Origin of the sequence: Nostoc sp., assembly GCF_036917535.1 — a bacterium.
Lineage (GTDB): Bacteria > Cyanobacteriota > Cyanobacteriia > Cyanobacteriales > Nostocaceae > Nostoc.
The window spans coordinates 43,239-60,238 of the sequence record NZ_JBALDA010000024.1; the positions used below are offsets into that span (position 1 = coordinate 43,239).

The window sequence follows — 17,000 nt, forward strand, 5'->3', positions numbered from 1 at the left end:
TTCCTGTTGGCTGTCATTAGTCATTCATCTATAGTTGCATGATTTTTGTATGGTGCGATCGCATGATTGTGCGTCCCATTTTGCAGAAAACTGTGTATGCAATTTTTCCGATATGTGCAATATTTATTTTGAACAACTTCGACTCAAGATTAATTGTCCATTGGGTAATCGATACAATCCTTGTGGTTCAATTATTGGGTCGCCTTTTTTCCAAGGACGTGGTGTTGGTTCCACACTACGCACATCACCAGTTGTGTACGCGGAAATTAACACACCTCCTGGAGTATAGCGTAAAGCACCAGAACCTGTGATAATAAAAGAGTTTTCTTGTCGCTTGCTGCCGCGTGAAATACAGCTATTAGCAATGAGTGCGTTGGTATCGATGACATTTGGTGATAATCCGGTAAAGCTGTTTTGAATAGAATTGTTATCGGGTGTATTAATATTTGTTACACCGGAAACGCCTAATTCCGAACTAGCGGTAATATCACTTTTTTCGGTTAGTTTTGGACGCGATTCGATACCGAAAATACCTTGCGAGTTGATTTGGATGTTTCCACCACTTCCTGTAAAGGCGTTAGCGCTGATATCGCTATTTTCTTTGGGAACTGCAACGATAAATCTTGAGTTGATACTGATGTTACCGCCATCGCCACCTTTTTTGGCTGTACCTGCGTTGGTGGAGATTTGGCTATCATTGCGTAGGAGTAAGTATCGGGCAAAGTTTAAGTTGATGTTACCACCATCTGTTGAGGCTGCTTGAGCCGTTATTTGACTTTTATTGAGACCTAAAGTGTCAGCTTTGATGTTAATATCACCTGCAATCCCTTCACCTAAACTACTAGAACTGATTGTTACACCATCCGTTACAAAAAAATTTTCTGTTTGAATGTTAATATCCCCACCACGTCCAATTGCACCAGCACCAAGTCTGGTATTTATAAAACTATCCCTCGATATTGTCAATGCATCACTCGCATTAATATTTACAGTACCACCAATACCTTTACCAAGGTTGCTGGCAATTACTCCAGCGCCATTGTTGAGAAAGAATGACCCAGCCGTAATATTGATTTTTCCACTATTCCCCTGTCCCCTATTGCTGGTAGTTACTCCAGCGCCATTGGTGAAAGAAACCAATGGCGCAAAGATTTGAATATCGCTACCATTGCCCACAGCCCCTGATTCTACATCGGTGAATATCCCACTGTTTTTACCCGTAAAAGAAATACTTTCCTGAGCTTTGACAGACACGAGTCCCGCATTTCCCTGACCCCCAGAATAGAAACCTGCTTGCAGTTGCGCTCTATCAGTTAAGAAAACTGTTCTCGCTGAAAGATCAATATTACCAACATTGCCCAAGGCTAGCTGTCCTTCAGGACTGCCAATATTGCTGGCAATCAAACTATTATTATTGGCGGAGATATTGTCTTGAGCTTGTACCAGTATATTACCTGCATTTCCCTGTCCAGTATTGCTGGTAGTTACTACAGCATTGTTGAGAAAGAATGACCCAGCTGTAATAGTGATTTTTCCACTACTCCCCTGTCCCGCATTGCTAGTAGTTACTCCAGCACCATTGGTTTCTTTCACCAAAGGCGCAGAGATTTGGATATCGCTACCATTGCCCACAGCCCCTGATTCTACATTGGTAAATATCCCACTATTTTTACCTGTAAAAGAAATGCTTTCCTGAGCTTTGACAGACACGAGTCCCGCATTTCCTTGACCCCCAGAATAGAAACCTGCTTGCAGTTGCGCCCCATCAGTTAAGGAAACTGTTCTTGCTGAAAGATCAATATTACCAACATTGCCCAAGGCTTGCTGTCCTTGAGGACTGCCAATATTGCTGAGAATAAAACTATTATTGGCAGAGATATTATCTTGAGCCTGTAGCAGTATGTTACCTGCATTCCCCTGTCCAGAATTTGAGGCTTCAAGTTTAGCGCCATCAGTGAGGGATAGAAAAGTACCTTTGATGTTGATATCTCCACTATTGCCTACACCTCCTGTTGCTACATTATTGGAAATGGTACTACTTGCAAGGGAAACAGCATTTTTTGCACGCACTGTCACATTCCCTGCATTCCCCTGTCCAAAAGTTGAGGCAGAAAGTACAGTGCCATCAGTGAGTGAGAGTGAAGTTGTACTGATATCGATATTGCCACCATTACCCACACTTTCATCTTCCACTGTGCTGAAGATAGCAGTATTTGCAAGGGAAACAGCATTTTTTGCACGCACTGTCACATTCCCTGCATTCCCCTGTCCAAAAGTTGAGGCAGAAAGTGCAGCGCCATCTTGTAACGAGAATGAACCAGAATCGATAGTAATGTTACCGCCATTCCCTTTTGCTCCTGAGAGTACAAAATTTACAATCCCACTTTTATAACCTGCAACTTTGATATCTCCCGTAGCATTGAGGGTAATATCTCCTGCAACAGTTTCAGGTGTCCCTAAACCCGCCTTTATACCAGCAGAAAGAACACTTTTGCCTAATATCTCTAAATTTCGGGCATTGATTGCAATATTACCGCCACCAGCACCTTGTACATCCACAAACGCTTGATTGGCAAAGGATACATCTGCTCGTATCACATTTTCAGGGAACTTCAAGTTAAGATTATTGCCATCTACATTTAGAACTACAGTTCCGGCTTCTGCTAACCCTCCTAAGTCAATCTTCCCACCAGGAGCAAACAATATTCCACCATCTAGATTGATGTTACCGCCAACCAAAGCCAAACTTCTACCAAGAGGAACTTGTAAAAGACCGTTATTTTGAATCGCTGCATTTTTATTGATCTGATTAAATAACAATGCCGAAGGATTCACAGTTAACAATGGCAGTGCTTCTAGATTTGTGGTGCCAAAAACTTCTTGATTACCAAACTGAATTCTGTTCGCTGTTGTCCCCACAAACGAAGCCTGCACATCCAAGCTGGCATTTTTGCCAAATACAATACCATTGGGATTCATTAACAACAGATTAGGATTAGATGTGACACCAGCAGCATTGAAAATACCAAGAGTACCAAAAATCTCTGAGCGATTCTGACCTGTAACACGAGCTAGAATATTTTGGATATCGTTGCTAGGGTTTATGAAATAAACATATCCAGATTTGCCAACATTAAACTCTTGAAAGCTATGAAATAAATTTGCTTTGCGAATCGCTCCACCCTTAATCATATCAATCGGTAAACCAACACTATCAAGAGGTACAACACGAGAACTTTCAGCGCCAAGACTATTGTCGGGGATAATTTTACTCTGAGCAAAGGCAGGTTTATCAGAAAATGTGATACCTATGGTAAGCTCCGCTAACACACTTACGCATCCGCTCAATGCCACTATATTTAAGCAGCAAACTAAGGTATCTTTCCCCGACACTTGAAAGTCCTTAAGTAATTTCATTTTCTAGATTCAGAGGGTATTAATGCTTGTATAAGAATCTCATCGTATCAGTAGAAGACTTCATACCATACATGAGTAATATTAAGTTTGCTTAAGAAGTTATAACTTTAAAATGTGTGTCTACACAGTATCTTAAATGCGCCAAACGCCCGTAGTAACTAAGTCCACCTACGTAGATTGAGCCAAAATCAAGCAAGTAAGTGGCCAAGAATAAATCAAACTAAATTATGCAATATAAAATTAATTAAATTCGCTATTAGTAAAAGCTTCAGCCCTTACTATAAACCTTTAATTATTCACACCCACTTATTTATTTCAGGTTTTATCTATTGTAGCTACGACCTCCAATCACCAAATACAAGATAAATTGTATAAAACTACACACCTTCCAAAAGTTCAGTTTTCTATGCCGATTTCTGGTAAGTTAAAAATAAAAGCTATACAAGCATTTTCTCTATCAATTGATTGGGAATAACTGGTGATCGCTAAAGCAATTTGTATAAAAAATAACTTATTTCAACTGACATCATAAAAACCAGGTGTTGCAGAATTAAAATATGAAATACCCGAAGAAATATCTCAAACTCTTACTCTCTGCGCCTTTGCGACCACTAAAGTTTCGAGCAGCGGATTTTATCGCTGGAATTTATTTTTATACAAGGCTAATTCATCTGTTCAGTCGGCAATACCAAAAAATCAATCGCCATCGATTGATTAAAGTATTATTTTTAGCAACCTTTGTAATTTGTTTATTGTTTGGACAAGTAGTATCTGCACAAACTCCAAATGTGACTACATTAGTTGAACAAGGAATTAAAGCCTATAATGGCGGAGACTTTTTTAATGCCATAAAAAATTGGCAAGAGGCATTAAATCAGGATAAAAATAATCCGTCGTTTACGGCGATTGTGAATGAAAACTTAGGACGCGCTTACCAACAAATAGGAGAAAACAAAGCAGCAATTACATCCCTATCGACGGCAATTAATGACTATAATGCGGTGGAAAATATCCAGCAAGTCGGACGTATGAAGTCGGAACTTGCCCAAGTTTACAGCAATTTGGGACAACCTCGGAAAGCGATCGCACTTTTGTGTGGCAAACTAATAGATAAGCCGAAAAGTACTGAAAATCAACCAAGTCAGGCAGAAAAATGCACTCCAGAAAGTGCCGAACAAATCGCCACCAAATACAACGACAAACGCGGTCAGGTTGCGGCTTTGGGTATTCTTGGTGAAGCATATCGCTTAATCGGAAGTTACGACCAAGCAATTAAGTATTTAGATATAGCGCAACAAGTTGCTTCAGAATCTAAGTTTTTGGTATTTAATAGTTTGGGTAATGCATACAAAAGTCGCGGTCAATTGCGAGAGTTACAAGCCGATTCGGCAAAGAAGGCTGGTATTTTTAGTAAAGAAAAAGAATTTATTCAAAATTCACAAGAAGACTACGACAGAGCTTATCAATATTTTCAAGATAGTATAAAATTTGCCCGCAACGAAAAACAACCTTTAGCAGAGATGCGGGGATTATTAAATTTTATTCAGTTGGCTTCTCAGACAAATAAGAACAAATTTATTAATGATAAAGAGTTTAATAAAGCTTTGAAGGATGCTTTAAAAGTTCTCGAATATTTGCCCGATTCCGCCACAAAAGTATATGGGGCAATTGATTTAGCATACTTGCAGCGCGATGCTAAAGGAACTTCACCGTTTACCTACTGTCCAACTGGGCGGGTTTTATCTGAGAACAACGAAGCATTAAATTTGCTCGAAAGCTCAGTATTAACAAGTCAAAAATTACAAGATGAGCGCCTAATTTCTTATTCTAATGGTGCTTTGGGCCATTTCTGGGAATGTAGCCCAGATAATGAAAAAGCATTAAAAAATCAAAAAGCATTAAAATATACCCAAGCTGCTATCATCGCAGCAGACAGCAAGTTGAGTGCAAAAGATAGCTTGTATTTGTGGGAGTGGCAAGCCGGACGGATTTTAGACAAACAGAAGCGAAAAGAAGAAGCGATCGCATCTTATCAGCGAGCATTTGATACCTTAGAAGACATCCGCCAGGATATTTTGACTGCCGAACGAGATGTACAGTTTGATTTCCGCGATGTCGTTCGACCATTATATCGGACATTGGCACAATCGCGGCTCGATTTGCTAGGAGTTGGGGCAATTGCAGACGAAGGACGTGCGAAGGAACTATCGAAAGTAGTTAACACCATCGATGCTCTGAAACTCGCAGAATTACAGAATTATTTTGGCAATGATTGCATTTTGAGTGGGTTAAATCCCAAACAGGTGGGCGAAATCCTCAAAGATAAGAGTATAGCCTTTAAGAATACTGGGTTTTTGAGTTCAATAATTTTAGATGGCAAAGTTGGGATATTATTGCAGTTACCCAATCAGGCAATTAAATTTAAGTGGATTGAAGACCCCAATCAACAAGGTGAGAAAATAGTTAGCAGTGAAACCTTACAGAAAAAAATTGCCGAGTTTCGCAGGGGACTAATTAAAAGAGAAGAAATTAACTACGATACAACAATTGCAGCAGAGCTTTATGATTGGATAATTCGCCCTTTTGCAGAGGATATCAAACCGGAGAAAGTCAAAACTCTGGTATTTATTCAGGATGGGTTCTTGCGTAGCGTTCCAATGGCGGCGCTTTATGACAGCAAACTCAACAAATATTTAGTTGAAACTTATGCAGTTGCAACAACTCCCAGTTTACGACTAACCACACCTAAACTACGCGATCGCAGTACGCAAAAAGCGTTAATTTTGGGTTTGACAAAAGAAGCCACCATCGATGGCAAAACTTTTGAACAGCTTTTTGCAGTTCCCGATGAAGTCAGTGCAGTTGAAAGTATATTCCCCAATCACACCCCTCTGATTGACGAGAATTTTCTCGCCGAAAGTTTTCAGCAAACACTTGACAAAACCACATATCCCATTGTTCACATAGCTAGTCACGCTCAATTTGGGATTATCCCAGAAGATACCTTCATTGTCACAGGGAAAAACCAAAAACTTACTATTAGCCAATTAGAAAACTCACTGCGAAACCTCAACAGCAAATCAGATAGCGTCGAACTACTCACACTAACTGCCTGTGAAACCGCAGTTGGCGATGACCGTGCCACACTAGGATTAGCTGGAGTTGCATTGCAAGTTGGGGTTAAAACTGCGATCGCATCTTTGTGGAGTGTTACCGATCAATCAACATCCGAACTAGTGAAAACATTTTACACCAACTATCGCAACACTAGCATGAGTATTGCAGAGGCTTTGCAAACTGCTCAAATCAGAATGATTCATGCTAAGAAATTACCGCCATCTGAAGGTGTCAATACCATGTACGATCATCCTGCATATTGGGCACCAATGGTTGCGATCGGTAATTGGCTTTGAAAAAGATCCCCAGTACCGCAAGGCGGAAGTCAACCCCTTTGGGGAATTCAAAATTCAAAATTATTATCCCCATAAATAAATTTAGGGGCTTGAAATAAGGACACATTATTTTTCGTGCTTCTCTACGAAACGCTCCGCGAACGCATCTCGAAATAAATCTTTTTTCTTGTCCATAAATAAATTTAGGGGCTTGTATCATGAGTCTGTTGTGGTCAAAAGTCAAAAGTCAAACAGGTATACAGCATAAGCGTTTTATTGATTTGGAATGAGTGGTTTATTTACGCAGTGCTGTATTAGTAGTTTGCCAAAGTAACTTGACTGAGTAAAGAGGAAAGGTATTTATATCCCTTCGTTGCACAAAATTCATTCTGAATTCTGACGACTGACATCTTTATTCTGTTTCGATAAATTACCATAGGGACGCATAACTATGCGTCCCTAAAGCAAATTGCTGTAAACCTTTAGAAGGTGAAAGTTGTTCTCAGCGTACCGATAAATGCATCATCGTTATCGCTGTTTTGGCCAGGAGAGGTCAACCAAATTACACCAGGGGTGATTGAGACGTTATCTGACACGCGATACTTGTAAAAGCCTTCAAAGTGATAAGGTATATCGTTACCAGTACCAGCAAAAGCTCCTCCTCGGTTACGGGCATAAGGTTCTGCACCAGCAAAAATCCCTAAAACGTTACCCTTTTTACCAAGGTCAGGTAAGGCTACCCCAAGACCGTAGCTCCAAGCTTCATAATCATCACCAGCACCAAAGCCTGTGACATCGTGGTAAGAAAAGAAGCCGCTGATTGACAGTTTGTCGCTGGGTCTAAAAGCTGCCGATACCCCATAAGAATTACTGGAAGATCCGTTTAGGGCAGTTAGAGTGTTAGCTTGATCAGTACCTACAACGCGGTTAGTACTACCCAAACCACCACCTAGATCGAATAAATTACCACCTCCAGCACCATGATAACCGTGAACGTAGGTAGCACCTATAGATAAGCGATCGCCAACACTAAAGTTCAACTGTCCAAGAGCTGCATAGTTACCTTCCAATAAACCTTGATTTGGTCCAGGATTATTAGCATTTGACGCCAAATAACCTATAGTCAATGAGGGTTTGAAAAAACTGCTACCGTTACCTAAGGGTAAAGTCAGTGCTGCACCTGCACCACCACCAATGCGATAAATCGGACTTTCAGTAGCAAAGGTAGACAAGGCACCATTACCACCATCAAAGTCCTCAAAGTAAGGGTTGTTAGTGGGTACATAATCGCTATGAATACCTCCGGTGCCCGCAAAGTAAACTTGAACTGGACCTATTGGTACGTAATACGCCAGCCAGTCTATAATTACACCGTTATTACCAGTGCTACCGATTTGAAAACTTTGTGTACCTTCAGCAGTATTAATAGGAAGACCAGCATTATCCACTTGATTAAAGGCTAGTGCATTCCCGGCTGCAAGACGGGTGTGTAAAAGGTCTTTACCTGTGAAGCTGGTTTGTAAGTCTAAACGTACCCGATCTTGGAAGACAGTATTATTTGCATCGCCAGTATTATTGCCAAAAATATCAGTAACGGCAAAAATAGCTTCACCCACCAATTTTGTAGTAGTGGAAAACTGATTGGCTTCTAGTTCAGCAGTTCGTGCTTCTAGAGAATCTACTCGACCGCGTAGAGTTGCCAGTTCTGCCGAGAATTCTTCTTGCAAACGCTGGAGAGTCGCCAAATCCTGTTTTGTCACCAAGTCAGCAGTTGCTGTCGCAATCAGTTCATTAACTCGATCTAAACAAGCATTCAAACCTGCGGCAAACTCATAACGAGTCAGTGCGCGATTGCCACGGTAAGTGCTATTGGGGTATCCTGCAATACAACCGTAGCGCTCAACTAAGGATTGCAAAGCTTGGAATGCCCAATCAGTCGGCTGTACATCAGAAAATTGAGAAACTGATGTGACTTGAGAGAGTGAATTCTGATTTTTGCCTTCGCTGCTGTAGCGATTAACCTCTTCTAAAACCTTATTTTCATTAGTCTTTTGGGCAACCAATTGCTGATTAACTTTTGGTTGCTCTGTTTGAATAAATATTGAAGTATTAGAAGCTATTGGTGCTTCTGTCTGATCAGCTTTTGGCTTTGTCTCTTCAGAATAACTTCCTACTTCAGCAGCAGCCATAGCCTTAGCGGAAACCAACACCGTCACTCCCAAAACTACTGGACTTAGTACCAGAGTTTTCCACAATAAATGAGACATTTTTATTTTCCTTTCCCAAAAAATAACCAAAATCAGTTGGTTCAAGAAAAAGAGAACAAGTGATTATTCTACTTGTTGGAAAATCTTATCAGATTGCTGTTAATTAAGCTATATATCTAAGAAAATTTTTACAGATAATGAATTGTCAAGTTTTGCAGATAATTTATTTGCCAAAGGTTGAGTAGATAAGGGAATTTAAGTCGATTTTGTGCCATTTATGGACTTTATCTGCTTGTTTTTAACCCTGATTTGCGGTGATTGCTTTTTATCTTTAAATTTATTCCTGAATCAAGAAAGTGCATTTATTTATGGGGTTTTGATTATAAATTAGTAACTATTGATTATTAATTATTTTGAACCTCCAACCTGCTGAATGTTGGATATAAGTCAATACTGTCAGTGAAGCCCAAAATTCTTGGTAGAGACACAAAAATCCTCGTCTCTACAAGTTAAAAATCAATACCAAAAATCCTTAACCCAAGGGAATTTGGATATAAATGTTAGTTTCAAGAGTCTATAGTAGCCAGTTTTGTGTCAGGATAGCCACCCTAAACACATCTCCATCTTTTTTAAGTCCTTGATTTAGGCAGATAATTTTTCATAACTATCGGCAGTTGTTGTTTCTAATCCCAGAATGGGATAGATATCTAGTTCAGATGTTCCGTGTATCGTCAGAAGCAGAGCATCGATTAAGGCTTTGGCTTTAAGCAGCGTTTCCTCAAACTCCATCTCTGGCTCAGAAAGGGCTATAATTCCGCCACCGATACCAATGGAGGTTTGATCGGGAGTCAAAACAGCAGTCCGAATCACAATATTCAAATCGGCTGAACCATTCAAACCCAAAAAGCCGATCGCACCTGAATAGACTCCCCGCGCCTCTTGTTCCAAGCGATCAATAATTTGCATGGTGCGGATTTTGGGCGCACCAGTCATCGATCCTCCGGGAAATGCAGCTCGCACGCAATCCACCGCTTGTAAATCTGAACGTAACCGCCCGCGTATCGTTGTCACTAACTGATGTACTGTTGAGTATGTTTCCACATCCATTAATTTGGGTACATGGATGCTACCAACTTCACAAACTCGCCCCAAATCATTGCGTAACAGATCGACAATCATCAGATTTTCAGCTCGCTCTTTTTCGTTGTTGCGTAGCTTCTCACGGAGGACAAAATCGGCTTCGGGGGTTTCTCCTCGTGGTAGGGTTCCCTTAATCGGCTTAGTTTCTACGCAACCTTGGCGATCAATCCGTAGAAACCTTTCTGGAGATGAGCAGGCGATCGCAATCTTACCAAAGCGTAAAAATGCAGAATAAGGAGCCGGATTGATTTTACGTAATGTGCAATAGAACGTCAATGGATCGGGGGTGGCATCGGTGTAAAGTTGATTTGTCAGGCAAACTTGATAAGTTTCCCCTTCTTGAATTTCGTCCAAGCATTGCTGAATATCTTGGATGTAATTTTGGTAAGTACGACTCAAACGGAACTTAACAGGCTGACAATTTTCTTGGGGTACAAGAGAAAAAAGAGGATCGAGAGTTTCGAGTTGTTGTTGGATAGTATCAAACCAAGTTTCTACTTTTTGTGTTTGTCCTTTTTTGATTAATTGCAGCAAATAAAGACACTGTTCTTGATGATCGATCGCAATCATGCGATCGGCAAGTAAGAAAATTGCATCAGGTAATGGTGAAGAATGCACCAATAACGATCCACACTCCGCCTTGAGTTCATAGCCAAAATAGCCAACAAATCCACAGTTAAAATCAAAAGGTAACTCGTCAGATTGACAAAATCGGCAGTCTATTTCCCGCTTCAAATACTCAAAAATACTTTCGGTGCGATGAATCACGGTATCTGACTGTGTGATAATTAGTTTTTGGGTTTGGGTATAATATCGCACCAATAAACTGTTTGCTCCGCTGCCATCACCCATAAACGAGAAGCGAGATAGACCAAGTTCTACACGGCTGCTATCTAGCCAAAAAGCGTTTGCTGCATCCCCAAATAGCTGTACAAATATTTGTTCTGTATTTGGGCAGATATCTAACTTGCGTGTATACAATTCAAACTTCTCTTCCTGTTCTTGGCGGGGTCGATCTATAACAGGATTAATAGATCCATATCCAATCCAATATTGCGTTTGTGGACTTTTTGACTCTGCCAAGAGGTTTTCAAGCTCCGCCCCTTGTGGGTGTCTCCCCTTCCGGCATCCTGCCTCCTGCCTCCTGCCTCCTGCCTTCTGCCTCCTTGACAATTTCTCTGTAAATTTCAGCGTAATATCTCGAAAGTTTGCTATTAATCTTTGCCCATATTCTGTACAAATAGACTCTGGATGAAACTGCACGCCCCAAAAAGGTAGATGGCGGTGATGCAATCCCATCACCAGTCCTTCTTCAGTCCAAGCAATTTTTTCTAGACACTCAGGTAATTCATTAGCCACTAGTAACGAGTGATAGCGCACCACAGAAAAATTACTAGGAATTCCTTGAAATAATCCCGAATTATTATGATAAATTTTACTGAGTCTACCGTGTCGAACTTCCGGTGCATAAATCACTCTTGCACCATGTAGGTAGCCAAGTCCTTGATGCCCCAGACAGACTCCCAGCAAGGGCACATCCGCATTTTCAATTATCTGTCGGCAGACTCCAAAATCTTCTGACCTTTCTGGACGACCGGGGCCAGGTGAAATCACAATGTTGTCAAATGCAATTTCTTTCAATTCATCCCAATTAAGGCGATCGTTATAAATTACTAGAGGTAGTTTACCATTTACCTCAGCAATCATCTGGTAAAGATTAAAAGTATAAGAGTCATAGTTATCAATAATTAATGTTTGCATACATACTTAATTAACGACTGTATAGAACATTTTTGCAATTACAATAGCACCTAGATAATTTATCTGCTACTTTAAATTTTTCGGTTCTATCTTTGTTAATAAGTTATGTTGTCATACACTTTGCAGTTCTTAATTTTGGTTATGGGAACTCCAAAAAATAAATTATCCAATTTGTCTACTCAACTAGACTTCTTTCTTCCTTGTCCCCCTTGTCCTTTTGCGATTGAATATTTTTTTACTTGGAAGTCCCTAAGCTTGTCCTTACTGCCTGTAAAGTATCCTAGCATAAGATATTTCCAACAAATAAATTATCTAATCTTGTAAGGTGGCAGTATTCGACTCAGCGCTCACGTCGAAGTCCTGCTCACCCTGAATATGAGATGGGTAAGGACACCCATATTAAAGGAATAAAACTTAAAGCTGACTAATTACTTACTATTCGCGCAATCGCCCATCTTATCCCCTACAATCCAAATGTGTTTGTAGATTTTTTGCCATTTCACGAATAAAGTACTTGGGGTAGTAATGCAAGGCTAGTTAATGGGACTTAGACAAAAAGTAGCCTTAAAAAACCATCAAACCTATATACAGAGTGACTTTGACATCGTTTTACCTGTTTTCTTGATATATCTGGGTTTCAAGCGTTTTTGAGCTTTCGGTGTATTTCCCTTATCCTGTATAGGTTTGAGGCTTGTTTCTGTCTCAAAAATGTTTAAGTCCCGTTAATTTTTCTTTACATAGTTTGCTTTTTTGTTGCCGACTTACTTATAACGAGAAACTCATCTATTTAGGTTTGTAGTCAGAGCAATTGAGTGCTTGTTTTGTTAGAGCAGTGGTAGGATGTACTGCACACTTTAGAAAATAGTTATTGTTAAAAAATTGGCATTTTTTACAGGTATGTTGCTTTAAATGTTTAATGCTTACTATTTCGTCTTTATCTTGTACCGTATTTTCTGGGGGATCTTCTAGCGCCTTGCAGACAAATGAAACGAGAAAAACGACAATTGTCCAAACAACCATGAAGGAAATGTGAACCAAAAACACTGCTACAAAGGGAACGTCTCCGTCATGTGGTTTTGTATGACTATGTGTTGCCTTAGCCAGGTTAGCTTCAATCAGAGTAGACTGATGAATGCTTTTTTGGATGGATACATCAAGTCGGAAAAACTCCGAGGTATGCATATTAAAAACCTTTAGTTAATCGAACTTAGATTCAGTAAAGTTAAGGAGGCAAGAGGCAGGAGGCAGAAGGCAGGAAGCATGAGGTAAAAACATATTTTCTTCCTCCTGTTGCAAGCTAGAACTGTCCTCTGCCTTTCTTCGGTAATTGTTCATCTGTCTAATAATATGTGGAACTGAAAGTACTTGATAGGTCTGAGTAATCTGAATTAACAGATTGACTATCTGTTAGTCGAGCTTCCAATAAGCAACTGTTCAGGGAATAGTAAATAGAATGGATTTTTTTAAGAGTAACTTTGAGAGCGAGAACCATCATGTGATGGGTTGCTATTGCTAAAATGTAATCCCCAGGAAAGAGACTAGGATTATCTGTTGCTGAAATTACTTGCTTTCCTCTTAAAATTCCTAGAAAAACACATTGATTTGATAACTGAATGTCACTTAAATGAATGCCACAATAAATACTATTTGCTTGGATTAAAACACCAAATAGGCTTGTTTATAAAGCTTTTTTATTTTTCAACACAAAATGTTTTTTAACTCTATCTAATAGTATTGTGCAATACTTTTTATAAAAAGTATGCTTTCTCTAGGATATATTTTGAAGATATATAAAATGCATTAATAAAATAAAATATTTGTTTATAAGTAGCTAAACAGGTATATATTTAAAAATATATATTTATATATATTTATTTTTTTTATTAAAAATAAAATTCTCGATTTATTACATAAGTCGAGAATCTAAGTTTTTAAAATTTAAGTAATCATTAAAGATTACTAGAGATAACTATTCAAAATAGGAGGCATATTCACTATTTACCAAGCCCTTATCCCTTAATTTTATCCAGAGCTAAATTCAGCTTTAACACATTAACTCCAGGTTCGCCAAAGATGCCAAGAAACCGACCGTCGGTGTTTTGGGAAATTAAAGTTTCGAGTTGATTCGGTTGAACTCCCCGCGTCTTGGCTACTCGTGTAACTTGGGCGATCGCAGCTTCCGGGGTAATATGGGGGTCAAGGCTAGAACCAGAGGTATAGACTAAATCGCCAGTCGGCTGCATACCTGCTTTTTTCAGACGATTGAAGTCACCTTCAACTTTTTTGCTGGGATCTGGGTCATCTTTACCTTTAATGCGTTCCAGCAATGCGGGATTACTGGGAGCCAAGTTACTAGCACCGGAAACCCCAGTTCTCAAAACTCCCGTATCGTCCTTTTTGGGATCGGCTGTGCTGTAACTGGTGGTACTGGGACGGCTGTTAAAATAGCGATCGCTACTAAAAGGTTGACCAATCAAAGCAGAACCGACAACTTGACCCGTAGCATTTTTCAGGAGACTACCGTTTGCTTGAAACGGAAACACAATCTGCCCAATGGTAATCATTGCAAAAGGATAAATAATTGCTCCAATAACCCACAGTACTAAGGTAGACCGAACAGCTCTACCAGCTTCACGTGCAAAACTCATTAGAATTTCTCCGGTACAAACATGACAAAAAATAAATAGATGGAAAGCCCTAGCGTCGTCAGTCCTAACAATCCCAATCCCCAAGATTGACTGCGGGAAAGTTGTTCGCCAGTAGCGGCATAAACCATAGGCGCAACCACTAGGTTGAAACACATCGCCAAGAACAAATACAGTGGCAGCTTTTGTCTTTGCCATTGACACCAAATTTCAGTTATTTCTTCTAATACTTGGGATATAGGAATAGTGCGTCGGATCTGAATAGGTTTCATAGTAAATTAAGACAAAGGTAAGATAATATCTATCAGTTTGATGGCAATGAAGGGAGCAACAATACCGCCAAGACCAAAGATGAAGATGTTACGACGTAACAGTTGATCTGCTGTTAAAGGTAAGAACTTCACCCCTCTGAGTGCAAGCGGAATTAGTGCCGGAATAATTAAGGCATTGTAAATCAGCGCCGAGACAATCGCAGATTGGGCACTCTTTAATCCCATAATATTAAGTGCGCCGATTCCAGCGGCAGCAAAGATTGTAGGAATGATCGCAAAATACTTAGCAATATCATTAGCGATGGAGAATGTTGTCAATGCTCCACGAGTAATAAGCAGTTGTTTACCTATGGTTACTAAGTCAATCAACTTCGTGGGGTCTGAGTCTAAGTCCACCATGTTAGCAGCTTCTTTGGCAGCTTGCGTCCCCGAATTCATTGCCACACCCACATTTGCTTGAGCCAGAGCAGGTGCATCGTTCGTACCATCTCCAGTCATTGCCACCAGTTTACCCTCAGATTGTTCCGAGCGAATCACCTCAATTTTGTCTTCTGGAGTCGCTTCGGCAATGAAATCATCCACCCCAGCCTCTTCGGCGATTACTGAAGCGGTAATTCGATTGTCACCTGTGAGCATGATAGTTTTAACACCCATACGGCGGAGTTGGTCGAACCGTTCCCGCAAACCGGGTTTGACAATATCTTTGAGGTAGATGACACCATAAATTTTGTCATCTTGGCAAACAGCTAAGGGCGTACCACCTAACCGGGAAACTCGCTCATAAGCTGCATCTATATCATCAGGAACGTTGCCACTACGGGAACGGACAAATCCCTTAATCGCCTCTACCGCTCCTTTGCGAATTTGTTTACCATCGGGTAAATTCGTGCCACTCATCCGGGTTTTCGCGGAAAATTCTACACCTTCGGCTTTGTCAATGTTAAAGTCTACCCCAGCCGCCTGAGATTTTTCTGCTAAAAGTACAATTGACTTGCCTTCTGGCGTATCGTCAAACAAGCTAGCAGCTAGGGAGACTCGCGCCACATCTATTATTGAGTGATTATCTAGAGGAATAAACTCATCAGCCATCCGATTACCCAAGGTGATCGTGCCAGTCTTATCCAGCACCAAAGTGTTGATGTCTCCGCAAGCTTCTACTGCTCGACCAGAGGTAGCAATGACGTTAAACTGGGCAACTCTGTCCATCCCTGCAATACCGATCGCACTGAGCAAACCACCGATAGTTGTAGGAATTAAAGCTACCAGTAGCGAGATGAGAATAGCAACGCTAGCACCCGCCCGCAAACTGTTTCCCGCCTCAGCCCCAAAGGCGGTACTGATAAAGCTGGCGATGTAGCTAACAAATGGGGGCATTGTCGCTACCACAATCAAGAACACCTGTGTTAATACTGCCAACAATACCGTCAAAGCAATCTCGTTGGGAGTTTTGCTGCGTTCTGCTCCTTCCACTAAGGCAATCATGCGATCAATAAAACCTTGTCCGGGATCGGCACTAATGCGAATTGTCAACTCATCGGAAAGTAGGCGTGTACCGCCTGTCACCGAACTGGCAATATCTGTACCTGGTTGCTTCAGTACCGGGGCAGATTCTCCAGTAATTGCCGACTCATCCACTGAGCCAATGCCTTTAATCACATCCCCATCGGCAGGAATAATATTATTTGCACTGACTTTTACCAAATCGCCCCGTCGCAGTTCTGTAGAATTGACTTTTACTATCGAACCATCGGGGAGGATTTTATTAGCGATCGTATCCGATTGCGTTGATCGCAGTGAATCAGCCTGAGCTTTACCGCGTCCTTCAGCTACAGCTTCCGCAAAGTTAGCAAAAATGAGGGTAAAAAAGAGAATAAAGGTAATCAACCCGTTTAACAGGCGTTGTTGGTTGATATCTGCCTGGATTGTACCAAACAGATTTGGGTTAAGGGTAACAAGCAAGGTGACAACTGTCCCTACCCAAACAACAAACATCACTGGGTTTTTGACAGTAATTCGCGGATCGAGCTTGATAAATGACTCACTAATTGCTCTTTGGTAAAGTCCCCGCATATCTGTTTTGGGGGTGTGTTTGCGCGAGTCACGAGTTCCAGATGGAATACGAGGCGAGGGAGAATCAGTAGTAATTGGCATAGATTAGATTTTGGG

The 17,000-nt window shown here is 40.6% G+C and carries 8 protein-coding genes; 1 reads left to right on the forward strand and 7 read right to left on the reverse strand.

Annotated elements, in window-relative coordinates; translation table 11 throughout:
• Positions 1-123: 123 nt before the first annotated feature.
• The gene (locus V7K56_RS08390) at positions 124-3,417 is read right to left on the reverse strand and encodes a two-partner secretion domain-containing protein (RefSeq protein ID WP_334909412.1); all 3,294 of its coding nucleotides are present in this window, start codon (positions 3,415-3,417) and stop codon (positions 124-126) included.
• A 557-nt stretch (positions 3,418-3,974) separates the two neighbouring features.
• On the opposite strand from V7K56_RS08390, the gene V7K56_RS08395 reads away from it, so the two are divergent.
• Positions 3,975-6,830 carry a CHAT domain-containing protein gene (locus V7K56_RS08395; RefSeq protein WP_334909414.1) on the forward strand — a complete coding sequence of 952 codons (2,856 nt, stop codon included), beginning with the start codon at positions 3,975-3,977 and terminating at the stop codon, positions 6,828-6,830.
• A gap of 461 nt (positions 6,831-7,291) precedes the next feature.
• Here V7K56_RS08395 and V7K56_RS08400 read toward each other — a convergent pair whose 3' ends face one another.
• The 6 genes from V7K56_RS08400 to kdpB all read right to left on the reverse strand — a co-directional run bounded on the left by V7K56_RS08400 (position 7,292) and on the right by kdpB (position 16,985).
• Complete coding sequence (locus tag V7K56_RS08400; protein ID WP_334909416.1) at positions 7,292-9,076, reverse strand: iron uptake porin; 1,785 nt, start codon at positions 9,074-9,076, stop codon at positions 7,292-7,294.
• 582 nt (positions 9,077-9,658) lie between these two features.
• Positions 9,659-11,917: an aminodeoxychorismate synthase component I gene (gene pabB, locus V7K56_RS08405; RefSeq protein ID WP_334909418.1), complete on the reverse strand. Its 2,259-nt coding sequence runs from the start codon at positions 11,915-11,917 to the stop codon at positions 9,659-9,661.
• A gap of 1,339 nt (positions 11,918-13,256) precedes the next feature.
• Positions 13,257-13,574, reverse strand: coding sequence for a TrkA C-terminal domain-containing protein (locus V7K56_RS08410; RefSeq protein ID WP_334909446.1), 318 nt, complete (start codon positions 13,572-13,574; stop codon positions 13,257-13,259).
• Positions 13,575-13,926: 352 nt separating this feature from the next.
• Positions 13,927-14,565 (reverse strand): K(+)-transporting ATPase subunit C, encoded by a 639-nt coding sequence (kdpC, locus tag V7K56_RS08415; protein WP_334909420.1) that lies wholly within the window; start codon positions 14,563-14,565, stop codon positions 13,927-13,929.
• Positions 14,565-14,834, reverse strand: coding sequence for a potassium-transporting ATPase subunit F (locus V7K56_RS08420; protein WP_334909422.1), 270 nt, complete (start codon positions 14,832-14,834; stop codon positions 14,565-14,567). The genes kdpC and V7K56_RS08420 overlap by 1 nt, the downstream gene beginning before the upstream one ends.
• 6 nt (positions 14,835-14,840) lie before the next feature.
• Positions 14,841-16,985 carry a potassium-transporting ATPase subunit KdpB gene (gene kdpB / locus V7K56_RS08425; protein ID WP_334909424.1) on the reverse strand — a complete coding sequence of 715 codons (2,145 nt, stop codon included), beginning with the start codon at positions 16,983-16,985 and terminating at the stop codon, positions 14,841-14,843.
• Between the last annotated feature and the right edge of the window lie 15 nt (positions 16,986-17,000).